The following is a 13,755-nucleotide window of genomic DNA, read 5'->3' as shown; positions in this document are numbered from 1 at the left end:
GGCGGTCGAGGACATCGTAGGCAAAACGGTAGCGCGCACCGTTTTCATTGGTCAGGCCGATCAGGCGGCGGGCTTTGTCGTAATGGTAGCCGAAAGTATGGCCCAGCGCATTGGTGCGTCAGGTCGGCAGACCGTCTTGGCCGTATTCGTAGGAAGTGGTATGGCCTTCGCCGTCGGTATGGGTTTTCAGACGGCCTGCGGCATCGTAGCCGAAGGTTTCTTTGCTGCCGTCGGGATAGAGGGCGAGGGTGAGGTTTTGGTCGGCGTCGTAATGGTATTCGGTGTGCTGTCCCAGCGCATCGGTAATGCGCGCCAGTTGCCCTTCGGGGGTGTAGGCCAGTTTGGTTTCGTAACCGGAACAGTCGGTAATGAGGTCGGGCTGGCGGTTTTCATTATAGTGATAGGCGGTGCTGCTGCCGTTCGGATCGGTTACCGACAGCAGCAGGCCGTTGTCGTCGTATTCGAAACGGGTGGTATGTTTCAGCGGGTCGGTATGGGTCAGCAGGTTGCCCGCTTCGTCGTAGGTATAGCCGTCATAACGGCCTTCCGCATCGCTTTTACGGATCAGGCGGTAGCAGTCGTCATAGTCGAAATGCAGGATGGCGCCGTCGGGGCGGACGATGGCCTCCACCTGCCCCTCGTTGCTGTACTGATAGCGGGTAACGCGCCCCATTGCATCGGTATGGCTGAGCAGACGGCCCAAACCGTCGCGTTCCATCAATACGGCGCTGCCGTCGGCAAATACCCGTTTGGTCAACTCGTTGTTGTAATCGTAATGATATTGCTCGGTACGGCCCAACACGTCGGTTACCTCGGTATAACCGTCGTGATAGGTAAAACGCCATTCCTCGCCCAAGGAGGTCCAGTTGCGCAACACCTTGCCGGTCGGGGTGTAATGGTCGTATTCGTATTCCGATACCAATCCTGCCGCATCCGTGTGCGACACCATCAGATTGTTTTTATAGCCGAAGCTGCGTTTGACAGCGCCGTCGCGGCCGATGACGCGCAGCAGGTCGCCGCTATTATTGTATTCGTAGCGGACCAGCGGACTGCCGACCCGGACCGCCTCGCCGAAGACGGGCAAACCCTCCAGCAGCGACACCGACAGCAGCCGCATTTTAGGCGACTGCTCATCCGCGACATTGCCGAAGTTCAGCGAGAACACCCGGCCGTTGCCGTCGATGACGTATTGCGGCAGACCGGTCAGCGGATGATAGACGAAACGCTGATGGTTGCCGTTGGCGTCTTCCACCGCCACCAGCGGGAAGAGGGTGGCATCTTCGTCCGAACCGTCTTCCGCCACCACCAAAGGCGCAAAACGCAGCGCTATCGAACCGTCCAGCGAAGCAATGACATAATGCCCGTCCGGATTTTTGCTGAACCAAATCTGTTCGCTCTCGAACAATACCGGCTCTTCATCGTCTTCATCGACTTCCGGCAGCGGGAACAGACGGCCCTGATCGTCGATATAGGCCAATCCCGCCGCATCGCGGATGATGCGTTGGCAGCCCGGCACGCTCCAGCCCTCGCCGAGCCAGCCGGTACCGTCTTGGTCGGAATAATAGCTGCGGCTCCAAACCAGCGGCAGGATGCCTTCAAAAGCAAAGTCGGTTTCACTCTCCAAAAACTTCAGCCCGTGTATCGGATTGACCGGGCGGCCGGCAGCGGCGGCGGCTTTGCAGGAAATACAGGGTTTGGGCGGCAGTTTCTTCTTGAACTTGTTGTTCATGTGGAACATATCGCCGGCGCGTATGATGTAGCGCTTGCGGATTTTAACCGAAGAGGAGTGCATCATCGGCCATGCGGGTTTGGTGGCGGTACGGGAAAGTATGCCCTTGCGGCCCGGAAGGGCGGGTTCGTCACCGGTGGTGCGGTTGGTTTTACTGGCATTGAAGACGAAGGCGGGCTTGCGGTTGAGGCGGACGTCTTTGGCGACGGTTTGAGCGTTGCCCAGGTCAGCGAAGAGCGGGAAGGGGATGGGTGTGACAGGAGGAGCAGGAGGGGGCGCCCAGCAGAAATCGGGGAGGATAAAGACGACTCTAAAGTCGCTGTCTTTGCGGGCGATTTTATTGAATGCCATGGCGGCTTGCTCCTGTTGGGGATGGGGTCGTCTGAAAATTTTTCAGACGACCTTACGGGGGCGTTAGAGCTTGGGAAAGTCTATGTGTTGTACTTAGTATCTCTAATATTCATATTCCCTGGTGAAATACCTTCTTCTGATTCTACAAAAAGTTCTTCATTCTCTACTTTCTTTTTTGAAAAAGGTGTTTGGCATAAGGGAGGGTGTAATTTTAAGTAATAATTGATGGGTGATAAACCTAATTTATTAGTTTGTAAAGGGTCAGCATTTTTCTGAATTAATAAATCAATTAAATCTAGTTGAAAGTAGGTTTCTATTTGCCGCATAAATAACAACCACTTAAAATAAAATTAACAAAAATAAAGTTACTTAAGTTATTGATTATAATCTTATCTCAGACATATCCAAAATATGCCTACTTTGCGAATACTTTACCATAAATTTGATTTATGCATTGATATTTTTTACATATCAAAAAATAGGTGAAGTAAGCATTTTATGATATTATTGTATTTACAAAACGTTATTTATTCTTAACGTCTTAAGATACACTGTGTTTACAGTTTCTCATTTGTATAATTTTGTTGCAATGCCATTCTAAAACAGTCATAATTATTTTGACTTAGTTTCTCAAGTTTCTCAAATATTCCAGTTTTTCATTTCAAAAATAAAAGAATCTCGACGGAGAGAGTAAACCCATGGCCTCTTTCGGTAATACTTTCGGTATTCTCATCCCCAAACCAGCCGCACCAGCCATGGTGTCTCAAGGCTCTGCCAATCCACCCGAGCCGCTGACCAATGCAGCCGGACCGGTTGATGTGATAGAGATGGTTGCCGATGTTGCTTCCACTGCCCTTTCCATAGTTGCGCCTGATTCTGCTGCAGCCGATGCAGTTGATGCCATATCCGAACTGGTTTCCCTTGCGTCCATGATACCCGGTCAGCCGAGCCCCAAACCGCCTTCCCGTAAAATGGTCAGTGGTTTTAGCGGCGGCATGGGCATGGGCTTCGATGGCGGGGTGGTTACCTCGGGTCATGGTCACTGTATTCCTTGTAAGGTAGCTGCTGCCACAAATGTTGGTAACCCCGTAAACGCAGTGCTCGGTATCAAAGTCCTATTTGACGATACCGAGACCGACTTTGCCTTCGATTCCCCGCTTCCCCTTGTTTGGCAGCGCAGCTACTATTCCGACCAAATAGGCAACGGCTGGTTGGGACAAGGTTGGTCGCTGCCGTTCTCCATGCATCTTGTCCGTACTGCCGACGGTTTCCTTTATATTGATGAGCAGGGCAGGGAAATTTCGTTGCCGGATATCAGCGACGAAGCGGACGAGCCTTATTCCGCAGCCGACGACGATGAGGACGATTTATATGAAGAAGAGGCCGCACCAAGACCTGCTTCCGCCGAAGAAGATCCCTACGGTCTGGATGACGCCTATTTCGATCCTTACGAACAAATCTTCTTTTCACAGATTTCAGACGACCTCTACCAAATCGCCTCCCCCGACGGCGGCGCACGGCTGCTGTTTGCCGAAGTCGATTCCGGTTGCGGCATTTACCAACTGGTCGCCCAACTCGACCGCAACGGCCGCCATATCCGCCTCTGCTACGACGACAACGGACTGCCGCACAGCATTTACGACGGCAGCGGCCGACACTTCCAACCCGTATTCTCCTCCATCCAACTGAACGACAACGATCCCGACTTCGACCCGGCTGGAGAGCGGGACGTCTTCGTTTCCGAAGACGAACGTTTCTACGTCAACCGCCTCACCTCCGTTACCTTCAACGGCAAGGAACTGGTGCGCTACGACTACGACGGCTACGGCGATTTGACCGCCGTTTACGGACGCGACGGCAAAAAACTGCGCGGTTTCGCCTACCGTAACCACATCATGGTCGAACACAGCCAGCCCGACGGACTGGTGTCCCGCTACGAATACGACCGTTACGACACCGACGGCAAAGTGCTTAAAAGCAGCAACAACCTCGGCGAAGAATGGACGTTCGACTACCGCAAAGACCATACCGTCGTTACCGACGCATTGGGGCGGACGGAAGTGTACGGTTTCGACGAAAACCGCGAACTTATCTACCGCATCGACGCCGACGGACAGCGCAGCGACAGCGAACGTGACAGCTACGGCCGCATTACCGTAGAACGCGACCCCCTCGGACGCGAAACCCGCTATCTCTACGATACCGAAGGCAACGTCATCGCCATCACCGCGCCGGACGGCAGCAGCACCCAAATCGACTACCACGAAACCCTCAACCTGCCGGTTGCCGTCAACGATCCCGCAGGCAGGATTACCGCCTACGATTACGACGAACGCGGCAACCTCATCAGCATCACCGACCCCGCCGGTTACATTACCCGCTACGGCTACAACGCCCAATGGCTGCCCGAAACCATTACCGACGCCTTAGGCAAAACCCGACACCTACACTACGACACCCTCGACCAGCTCGTCTGCTTTACCGACTGTACCGGCGAAACCACCCGTTTCGGTTACACCGAATACGGCGATCTCGAAACCGTTACCGATGCGCTGGGCCATACCACCCGCCACCACTACGACGCAGCGGGCAACCCCGTCCGTACCGACTATCCCGACGGCAGTCACGAAACCTTCGAATACGACCGCCTCAACCGTCTGACCGCCCACATCGACGGACTCGGTGCCAAAACCGCCTACGAACTCGCAGTGGATGGACTGCCGCTCAAACGCACCAACGCGCTGGGCCATACCTTCGCCTACGCCTACGACAAAGCCCGCCGTCTGACCGTCCTCACCAACGAAAACGGCGAAACCTACCGTCTCGATTACGACCCGACCGACAACCTGATCCAAGAAACCGGCTGGGACGGCAAAATCACCGCCTACGGCTACGATGCCGCCGGACAACTGGTTCAGCAGACCGAATACGGCCAAAGCACCGATAAAGGTCGTCTGAAAGACCGTCCCGAGACTTGGCACATCCACCGGTTCAAACGCAACATCCTCGGCCAACTGATCGAAAAACAAAGCCGCAAAGTCTCCGACCGCAACGGACAAAGTAAAGACGAAGGCATCAGCCGCACCCGTTTCGACTACGACCCGATTACCGGCAACCTGACCAAAGCCCGCAACCATCACAGCAGCGTCGAACTCGCCTACGACGAACTCGACCGACTCATCGGCGAAACCACCGTCCACAACGGCCAAAGCGCCACCGTAGGCTACCGATACGACCCGTTGGGCAACCGCATCCGCACCATCCTGCCCGACGGCCGCCATATCGATTACCTGTACTACGGCAGCGGACACCTGCACCAAATCAGCCTTAACGGCGAAGTCATAACCGACATCGAACGCGACAAACTGCACCGCGAAATCCAAAGGACGCAGGGCAGCATCAGCAGCCTGTACGACTACGACCCCATGGGTCGTCTGAAAAGCCAGCGTACCGTCCGGAGCGGCACACAAACGCTTCACGGCAAACAAAACCCGCTGGCCGGCGGCGCCGTCAACCGCCGCTACGCCTACGACAAAGCCGGCAACCTGATTCAAAGCGCCGACCAAAGAAGCGGTGTCCTCAATTACATCTACGACAAAATCGGACGCATTCAAGAAGCCCGCAACAGCCAAACCGGCCGCAGCGAAACCTTCGCCTTCGACCCCGCCCACAACATTCTCGACATTCCAACATCTACTCCCTCTCCCGTGGGAGAGGGCAAAGCGACCGCTCCGATTTCAGACGACCCCAAAACTCAAGGTCGTCTGAAATCACCTGCCAACCCTAACCCGGTCAGCGACAACCGCCTCAAAGAATACAACGGCATCGAATACACCTACGACGCATTGGGCAATTTGATCTACCGCGAGCTGCCCGACGGCGAAAACCAATATTACCAATACGATTTAGAAAACCAACTCGTCCGCACCGAAATCAAAAAGCCCGCAGGCAATACCGAAATCTGGACATACGCCTACGATCCGTTCGGCCGAAGGCTTTCCAAAGAACGCCAAGACAAACTCGCCTGGACGAGCACCGAACCGAAACGCACCCACTTCGTCTGGGACGGAACGCGATTACTTCAGGAGTACACCTACAAAGGCAGCTACACCTATATCTATACCGACCAAGACAGCTACGAACCGCTGGCGCAAATCTTTGACAACGCCAAAGACGGCAAACAATACCTCGCCTATTTCCACACCGACCAAATCGGCATCCCGCGCGAGATGACCGACATCCACGGTAATCTCCTTTGGTACGGCGAATACACCGCCTGGGGTCGTCTGAAAAAGGACGGGCGGGTTTACAAGAACGCGCATCAGCCGTTCCGACTGCAAAACCAGTACTTCGATGAAGAGACAGGGCTGCATTACAACCTGAAGCGCTATTACGAGCCTGACGCCGGACGGTTTGTGAATCAGGATCCAATTCGGTTGTTGGGCGGGGAGAATCTATATGCTTTTGCGCCGAATGGGTTAATGTGGGTCGACCCTGCTGGTTTAGTTAAACTTCGACCAAGCGATCCCAAGGCTGGTTCGCTAAGTAATGTAGCAGTTCGATGCTGGTATATAAGAGAAGAAAGTAGAATAAAGGATAATTGCAAACTTTCTTTAAAACAACGTGCTAGAAATCTTTCCAAACAAAGAAATGAGGCAAGGATTCGAGCAAGAATGTTGATGAAAGATAGGAAAGCTGCTATTAAGCTGTACCAAACCGATCCAATGCTAACCTTTAAACAATTAGTTGCGAAGAAGAAGAAAAAGGGATTGGAAGGCAATGCAATTTATGAAGATATTATAGAATCATCAAGAAAATCTAGAGAATCAGTAAATAAAAAGTTGCTAGATGGTGTCGATTGCGCCAAATTACTTGCAGAGTTAGGGATATAATTATGGAGGCATTAAAAATTAATAAATCCCTATGGTCTCTTCCATTAGATTTTTCTTTTGATAGCAGTGAAATCAATGAATTAATAAAGGTAATGGATATTGAATTACAAGAAGTGGTTATAAGCCCTAATGCTGATATGTGGTATTTTTTATTTATGAAAGAAGAATTTATTTTAGTTAGTGATGTAGATGACGGCTTAGATATTCGATTTTTCAAAAAAGAAAATGAAGATTTAGCTAAAAAATTTATTAATAAAATTACTTCTATTGTATCCTTTAAATAAATAAAATAAAGCAAGTCGTAGCCTGCATAAATTTCCAAATTCACAGGTAGGGTGCGTGCCTCAAGTACGCACGCGGTTTTTTCGGGTTATTAGACGGTCTCAATACCCTTTTTGCGCTACGACTACGACGGCTACGGCGATTTGACCGCCGTTTACGGACGCGACGGCAAAAAACTGCGCGGTTTCGCCTACCGTAACCACATCATGGTCGAACACAGCCAGCCCGACGGACTGGTGTCCCGCTACGAATACGACCGTTACGACACCGACGGCAAAGTGCTTAAAAGCAGCAACAACCTCGGCGAAGAATGGACGTTCGACTACCGCAAAGACCATACCGTCGTTACCGACGCATTGGGGCGGACGGAAGTGTACGGTTTCGACGAAAACCGCGAACTTATCTACCGCATCGACGCCGACGGACAGCGCAGCGACAGCGAACGTGACAGCTACGGCCGCATTACCGTAGAACGCGACCCCCTCGGACGCGAAACCCGCTATCTCTACGATACCGAAGGCAACGTCATCGCCATCACCGCGCCGGACGGCAGCAGCACCCAAATCGACTACCACGAAACCCTCAACCTGCCGGTTGCCGTCAACGATCCCGCAGGCAGGATTACCGCCTACGATTACGACGAACGCGGCAACCTCATCAGCATCACCGACCCCGCCGGTTACATTACCCGCTACGGCTACAACGCCCAATGGCTGCCCGAAACCATTACCGACGCCTTAGGCAAAACCCGACACCTACACTACGACACCCTCGACCAGCTCGTCTGCTTTACCGACTGTACCGGCGAAACCACCCGTTTCGGTTACACCGAATACGGCGATCTCGAAACCGTTACCGATGCGCTGGGCCATACCACCCGCCACCACTACGACGCAGCGGGCAACCCCGTCCGTACCGACTATCCCGACGGCAGTCACGAAACCTTCGAATACGACCGCCTCAACCGTCTGACCGCCCACATCGACGGACTCGGTGCCAAAACCGCCTACGAACTCGCGGTGGACGGACTGCCGCTCAAACGCACCAACGCGCTGGGCCATACCTTCGCCTACGCCTACGACAAAGCCCGCCGTCTGACCGTCCTCACCAACGAGAACGGCGAAACCTACCGTCTCGATTACGACCCGACCGACAACCTGATCCAAGAAACCGGCTGGGACGGCAAAATCACCGCCTACGGCTACGATGCCGTCGGACAACTGGTTCAGCAGACCGAATACGGTCAAAGCACCGATAAAGGTCGTCTGAAAGACCGTCCCGAGACTTGGCACCGAGCGGTTTGTTTTTTTGTATTGGTTGGTTTGAGTATTAATGGGAATACCCTCGTTGGGTTTGGCACAAATTGTGGCACAAATTGTGGCACAAATTGTGGCACAAATGACCGCAGCCAGTAGTATATGAACAGATAAAAAACGCCCTAAGTCAAGGGCGTTTGTCTATACACATACTACTGGTTACGGGCTAGGTGGGTTCGATTCCCCCCGCCTCCACCAAGCCTAATTTTCAGTTTTATTTTATAACGTATAAAAGCCTTGAAATATAATAATTTCAAGGCTTTTTGTTATCTCATTGCTGATATTTAAAGCAAACAGGAATCTACTATCGACAAATCAAACTGCTTCACCGTTCTGCTTTGCCTCCAAAAGCTCCCAGCGTTCCAATTTTTCCAAAAGCAGCGTTTCGATTTTTTCGGCGCGTTTTTGTAATGCGCCGGCTTTTTCGTAATCTTTGAAAATTTCGGGATCAGAAAGTTGCGCATTGATTTCCGCCTGTTCGGTTTCCAAGGCGGCGATTTCGTCGGGCAGGGCGTCGAGTTCGCGTTGTTCTTTGTAGGAAAGTTTGACTGTGCGGTTGGCTTTGGGTTTGACTTTTTCCGGTTCTGCGGTTGTTTTCGGCGCGGAGGTCGTCTGAATTTTCTCTTCGCGCGATTTTGCGTCGATATAGTCCTGATAGCCGCCGATGTATTCTTTCAGACGGCCTTGTCCTTCGAAAACAATGCTTTGGGTAATTACGTTATCAAGGAACATACGGTCGTGCGAGACGAGGAATACCGTGCCTTGGTAATCGCGCAGCAGGTCTTCGAGCAGCTCTTGGGTGTCGATGTCCAAATCGTTGGTCGGTTCGTCCAAGACCAGGATATTGGCGGGGCGGGTGAAGAGTTTTGCCAGCAGGAGGCGGTTGCGTTCGCCGCCGGAGAGCGATGAGACGGGGCTTTGCGCGCGGGCAGGGTGGAACAGGAAATCTTCCAGATAGCTCATGACGTGTTTTTTCTTGCCGCCGACTTCGACGTAGTCGTTGCCTTGACCGAGCGTGTAAAACACGGTGTCGTTTTCGTTCAGCGCGCTGCGGAACTGGTCGAAATAGGCGACTTCCTGCTTGCTGCCGATGCGGATTCTGCCGTAGGTCGGCTGCAATTCGCCCAGAATCAGCTTGAGGAAGGTGGTTTTGCCGATGCCGTTGGGGCCGATTAAGCCGATTTTGTCGCCGCGCTGCAGGATGGCGGAGAATTTGTCCATGATGACTTTGTCGCCGTAGGCAAACGAGGCGTGTTCCAGTTCGGCGATGATTTTGCCGCTTTTCTCGCCGCTGTCGAGTTTGAAATTGACCTGTCCCTGCACGTTGCGGCGTTCGGCGCGCTGGCGGCGCAGTTCTTCCAAACGGCGCACGCGGCCTTCGTTGCGGGTGCGGCGCGCTTCGATGCCTTTGCGTATCCACGCTTCTTCCTGCGCATGGAATTTGTCGAAGAGGCGGTTGTGTTCCGCTTCAACCGCCAACTCTTGCGCTTTTTTCTCGCTGTATTTGGAGAACGAGCCGGGATAGGAGCGCAGAATGCCGCGGTCGAGTTCGACAATGCGCGTGGCAATGTTGTCCAGAAAACGGCGGTCGTGGGTAATCACGACCAGGCTGCCTTCAAACGCCTTGAGCAGGTTTTCCAGCCAGATAATCGCGTTGATGTCCAAATGGTTGGTCGGTTCGTCCAGCAGCAATACGTCGGGCTTCTGCACCCAAGCCTGCGCCAAGGCGACGCGCTTTTTCTGCCCGCCGGAGAGGTTGCCGATTTTTTCGTTTTCCGGCAAACCGAGTTCGCCCAAAGTCTGCTTCACCGCCGCATCCAGCTTCCAGCCGTCCTTCGCTTCGATTTCAAGCTGCAATTCGTTGAGTTCTTTTAATAAAACGTCGTCTGAATTGTGTTCCAAATCATGGCTGACGCGGTGGTAACAGCGCAGCAGGTCGCGGATTTCGCCCAAGCCTTCAGCAACGGTGTCGAATACGGTGGCTTCTTTGTCGAAAAACGATTCCTGCGGCACATAAACGATTTTGAGGTTGTTTTGAACGATAATCTGCCCGTCGTCGAGTTTCTGCACGCCGGCGAGGATTTTCAGAAATGAAGACTTACCCGCGCCGTTGCGGCCGATTAAGCCGATTTTTTCGCCACTGTCGAGTTGGAAGGAAGTTTTGTCGAGCAGGGCGACATGGCCGACGGCAAAGGAAGCGTTTTCTACGGATAAGATGTTCATAAGGAAATAGGGAAAAATAAAATCAAGTCGTGTATTTTAACTGATTTTAAAAAGCTCTGTGATAGGTATGAAGAGAGATGGGTAGAACTGTAGAAAGAATATTGGAAAGCTCGAATCAATCTATATAATTTAACATAATATACATTATACGAATCCATGTGACGGGTAATCAGGTGCTCACAAACAAAATCCGCCCTTTATTTTTACGGGCGGATTTTTCTAATCGTAAACTATTTGATTTTATGCATACGTTTGTCGGTATAAACACACAATACACCGCTATTGTTGTAGATGATTTGATGATTGGTATCACAGAAAAATGCTGACAATTCAATAGGAACTTTCTCACTGCCCCATGTTTGTGGTGAAATGAATATAAGTTTGCCCGATGTACATTTTTGGATTTCGTCTTTATTGATTTTGCTCACGACACAAACATCACTTTGATCGATATTTGTATCAGACTTCATTTTGTCACAACCAGCAATCAGTACAGTCAAAGCCGTAAAAATTAAAATCAATGATTTCTTCATATCTATTTACTCCACTCAATTATCTGTATTTAAAGAAAAACTCAAACTAAATTCACAACTTGGCAATAAACTTCGACGGAACCTTTTCAGTCAACCAAACGCCGTTGTCTGCGAGGTAAAACTGATGACCCTCGGCAAGCATGGCGGCGGTGTTGATGGTCAACACGACGGGTTTGCCATGTCGGGAGCCGACTTTTATTGCGGTTTCGATATCTGCGGAAAGATGGACGAAATGGCGTGAACCTGCATGCAATCCCTGACCAAATATTGATTGAACCGATTTTTCCGCTGTGCCGTGATATAGGATATCAGGCGGTGTCGTTGCACAATACTGGATTTCAACCTGTTTTGTGGAGTGCCCTTGCGCGGCACGAATACGCTTACCGTCTTCTGATACGGTAAACCGTTTTTTATCATTGGTTTCAACAATTTCCATTAAAGTATCGTACGTCAGCGAAACTCCGGTAAAGTTGTGCTTGGGATGATTGGCTTGTGCCAACAGGATATCAATATCCACCCAGCCGTTTTTGTCCAGAGTGATTCCGATTTGTTCGGGTCTGTGACGTAAGATCAGGCTAAGGAATTTGCTGACGGATTTTTGTTGTTTTTCGTTTAATTTCATTGGTCTTTTCTTTCTTTTAAATATTTTCAGACGACCTTCCCTCTTTAAAGGTCGTCTGAAATTTATTTATCCAACCCTTCCTGTACCATCTGCGCTGCTCTAACCACGGCGCGGGCTTTGTTTTGCGTTTCCTGCCATTCGGAGGTCGGGTCGGAGTCGGCGACGATGCCTGCGCCACTTTGGACGTATAGCGTGTTGTTTTTCACTACGGCGGTGCGGATGGCAATCGCCAAATCCATGTCGTTGTTGAACCCCCAGACACCGACGGCGCCGCCGTATATGCCGCGTTTGCTCGGTTCGACTTCTTCGATAATTTCCATGGCGCGGACTTTGGGTGCGCCGGAGAGTGTGCCGGCGGGAAACGTAGCGGCGAGGATGTCCATGTTGGTAATGCCCTCTTTCAGACGACCTTCGACGTTGGAAACGATGTGCATCACATGGGAGTATTTTTCAATCACCATTTTGTCGGTTACTTTGACTTCGCCCGTTTTGCTGATGCGGCCGACGTCGTTGCGCCCTAAATCGATAAGCATGACGTGTTCGGCGATTTCTTTGGCGTCACTTAATAAGTCCTGCTCGTTGGCAAGGTCTTCTGCGGGGGTTTTGCCGCGCAGGCGCGTGCCGGCGATGGGGCGGACGATGACGTCGTCGCGTTCGCGGCGGACGAGGATTTCGGGCGAGGAACCGACGATGTGGAAATCGCCGAAATCGTAGTAAAAGAGGTAAGGCGAAGGGTTGAGCGTGCGCAGGGCGCGGTAGAGGGCGAGCGGGCTGTCGGTGAATTCCATACTCATGCGCTGGCTGGGGACGACCTGCATGCAGTCGCCTGCGAAGATGTAGTCTTTGATTTTGTTGACGCAGGCTTTGAACGGTTCTTCGCCGAACTCGCTGACGGCTTCAGTGTGTTTGCTGCCGAGCGAAAGCGGGATGGCGCAGCTTTGGCGCAACTGGGTGCGGATGTCTTCGAGGCGTTCGCGGGCGCGTTCGTAACCGTCGGGCTGTGAGGGATCAGCGTAAACGATGAGGTGGATTTTGCCGCTCAAATTGTCGATAACCGCCAACTCTTGCGACAGCATCAGCAAGATGTCGGGCGTACCGAGCGGGTCGGCTTTGGCGGTGTTTTTCAGGCGGTGGGCGAAGTGTTCGAAATTGTAGATGGTTTCGTAACCGAAGTAGCCGACCAATCCGCCGGTAAAGCGCGGCAGGCTTGGGATTTCGGGCGTTTTGAAGCGGTTGTGGAAGGCTTCGATAAAGGGCAGCGGATTGCCGTCGTGTTGCTCGACGATTTCGCCGTTTTGATAAACATCGACATGTTTGCCGCTGGCTTTGAGATAGTGGCTGCAAGGCAGTCCGATAAAGGAATAGCGGCCGAAACGTTCGCCGCCGACAACGGATTCGAGCAGATAGGTATAGGGGCGGTTGGCGAGTTTGAGATAGAGGGAAAGCGGCGTATCCAAGTCGGCAAGGAGTTCTTGCACGAGCGGGATGCGGTTGTAGCCTTGGGCGGCTTGGGCTTGGTATTCTTGTTTGCTGATCATTTCTATTCCGTTTGTCGGGTACTTTTCAGACGACCTTATCCGAGTAAAAACCGGTCGAATTATAGTGGATTAACAAAAATCAGGACAAGGCGACGAAGCCGCAGACAGTACAAATAGTACGGAACCGATTCACTTGGTGCTTCAGCACCTTAGAGAATCGTTCTCTTTGAGCTAAGGCGAGGCAACGCCGTACTGGTTTAAAGTTAAGCCACTATATCCGAAAAGTATAGCAGTTTATCGATAGCGTTGACAGTACGCGGGTCGTCTGA

Annotated in this window: 9 protein-coding genes; 3 read left to right on the top strand and 6 right to left on the bottom strand. The window is 51.9% G+C overall.

Annotation, left to right across the window (positions count from 1 at the left end; translation table 11 throughout):
- Positions 1-118: 118 nt before the first annotated feature.
- Positions 119-2,080 (bottom strand): DUF6531 domain-containing protein, encoded by a 1,962-nt coding sequence (locus ACMYUL_RS13060; RefSeq protein ID WP_415771030.1) that lies wholly within the window; start codon positions 2,078-2,080, stop codon positions 119-121.
- Positions 2,081-2,160: 80 nt separating this feature from the next.
- Positions 2,161-2,406: a hypothetical protein gene (locus ACMYUL_RS13055; protein WP_415771028.1), complete on the bottom strand. Its 246-nt coding sequence runs from the start codon at positions 2,404-2,406 to the stop codon at positions 2,161-2,163.
- A 372-nt stretch (positions 2,407-2,778) separates the two neighbouring features.
- On the opposite strand from ACMYUL_RS13055, the gene ACMYUL_RS13050 reads away from it, so the two are divergent.
- The 3 genes from ACMYUL_RS13050 (at position 2,779) to ACMYUL_RS13040 (ending at position 8,669) form a co-directional block, all read left to right on the top strand.
- Positions 2,779-6,972: an RHS repeat-associated core domain-containing protein gene (locus tag ACMYUL_RS13050; protein WP_415771026.1), complete on the top strand. Its 4,194-nt coding sequence runs from the start codon at positions 2,779-2,781 to the stop codon at positions 6,970-6,972.
- Between the two features lie 2 nt (positions 6,973-6,974).
- Positions 6,975-7,256, top strand: coding sequence for a hypothetical protein (locus ACMYUL_RS13045; RefSeq protein WP_415771024.1), 282 nt, complete (start codon positions 6,975-6,977; stop codon positions 7,254-7,256).
- 111 nt (positions 7,257-7,367) lie between these two features.
- Entirely contained in the window at positions 7,368-8,669 is a 1,302-nt protein-coding gene (locus ACMYUL_RS13040; RefSeq protein WP_415771023.1) for an RHS repeat protein, read from the top strand.
- Between the two features lie 216 nt (positions 8,670-8,885).
- Here the strand turns inward: ACMYUL_RS13040 and ACMYUL_RS13035 are convergent, their stop codons facing one another.
- From ACMYUL_RS13035 to trpE, 4 genes are all read right to left on the bottom strand, one after another.
- Positions 8,886-10,793, bottom strand: a complete 1,908-nt coding sequence (locus ACMYUL_RS13035; RefSeq protein ID WP_415771021.1) for an ATP-binding cassette domain-containing protein — start codon at positions 10,791-10,793, stop codon at positions 8,886-8,888.
- A gap of 230 nt (positions 10,794-11,023) precedes the next feature.
- Positions 11,024-11,326, bottom strand: a complete 303-nt coding sequence (locus tag ACMYUL_RS13030) for a hypothetical protein (protein WP_070514182.1) — start codon at positions 11,324-11,326, stop codon at positions 11,024-11,026.
- Positions 11,327-11,378: 52 nt separating this feature from the next.
- Positions 11,379-11,948 (bottom strand): RNA 2'-phosphotransferase, encoded by a 570-nt coding sequence (locus tag ACMYUL_RS13025; RefSeq protein ID WP_070514183.1) that lies wholly within the window; start codon positions 11,946-11,948, stop codon positions 11,379-11,381.
- A 62-nt stretch (positions 11,949-12,010) separates the two neighbouring features.
- Entirely contained in the window at positions 12,011-13,486 is a 1,476-nt protein-coding gene (gene trpE / locus ACMYUL_RS13020) for an anthranilate synthase component I (RefSeq protein WP_070514184.1), read from the bottom strand.
- Positions 13,487-13,755: the final 269 nt, after the last annotated feature.

The organism is Neisseria sp. CP9, assembly GCF_047758525.1.
Classification (GTDB): domain Bacteria; phylum Pseudomonadota; class Gammaproteobacteria; order Burkholderiales; family Neisseriaceae; genus Neisseria.
This window is presented reverse-complemented; position numbering and strand designations above follow the sequence as displayed.

Excerpts from the sequence above, each read along its gene's own strand:
- ACMYUL_RS13055 (WP_415771028.1), bottom strand. The coding sequence starts at position 2,406 with ATGCGGCAAATAGAAACCTACTTTCAACTAGATTTAATTGATTTATTA.
- ACMYUL_RS13035 (WP_415771021.1), bottom strand. The coding sequence starts at position 10,793 with ATGAACATCTTATCCGTAGAAAACGCTTCCTTTGCCGTCGGCCATGTC.
- ACMYUL_RS13025 (WP_070514183.1), bottom strand. The coding sequence starts at position 11,948 with ATGAAATTAAACGAAAAACAACAAAAATCCGTCAGCAAATTCCTTAGC.
- ACMYUL_RS13045 (WP_415771024.1), top strand. The coding sequence starts at position 6,975 with ATGGAGGCATTAAAAATTAATAAATCCCTATGGTCTCTTCCATTAGAT.
- ACMYUL_RS13030 (WP_070514182.1), bottom strand. The coding sequence starts at position 11,326 with ATGAAGAAATCATTGATTTTAATTTTTACGGCTTTGACTGTACTGATT.
- trpE (WP_070514184.1), bottom strand. The coding sequence starts at position 13,486 with ATGATCAGCAAACAAGAATACCAAGCCCAAGCCGCCCAAGGCTACAAC.
- ACMYUL_RS13050 (WP_415771026.1), top strand. The coding sequence starts at position 2,779 with ATGGCCTCTTTCGGTAATACTTTCGGTATTCTCATCCCCAAACCAGCC.
- ACMYUL_RS13060 (WP_415771030.1), bottom strand. The coding sequence starts at position 2,080 with ATGGCATTCAATAAAATCGCCCGCAAAGACAGCGACTTTAGAGTCGTC.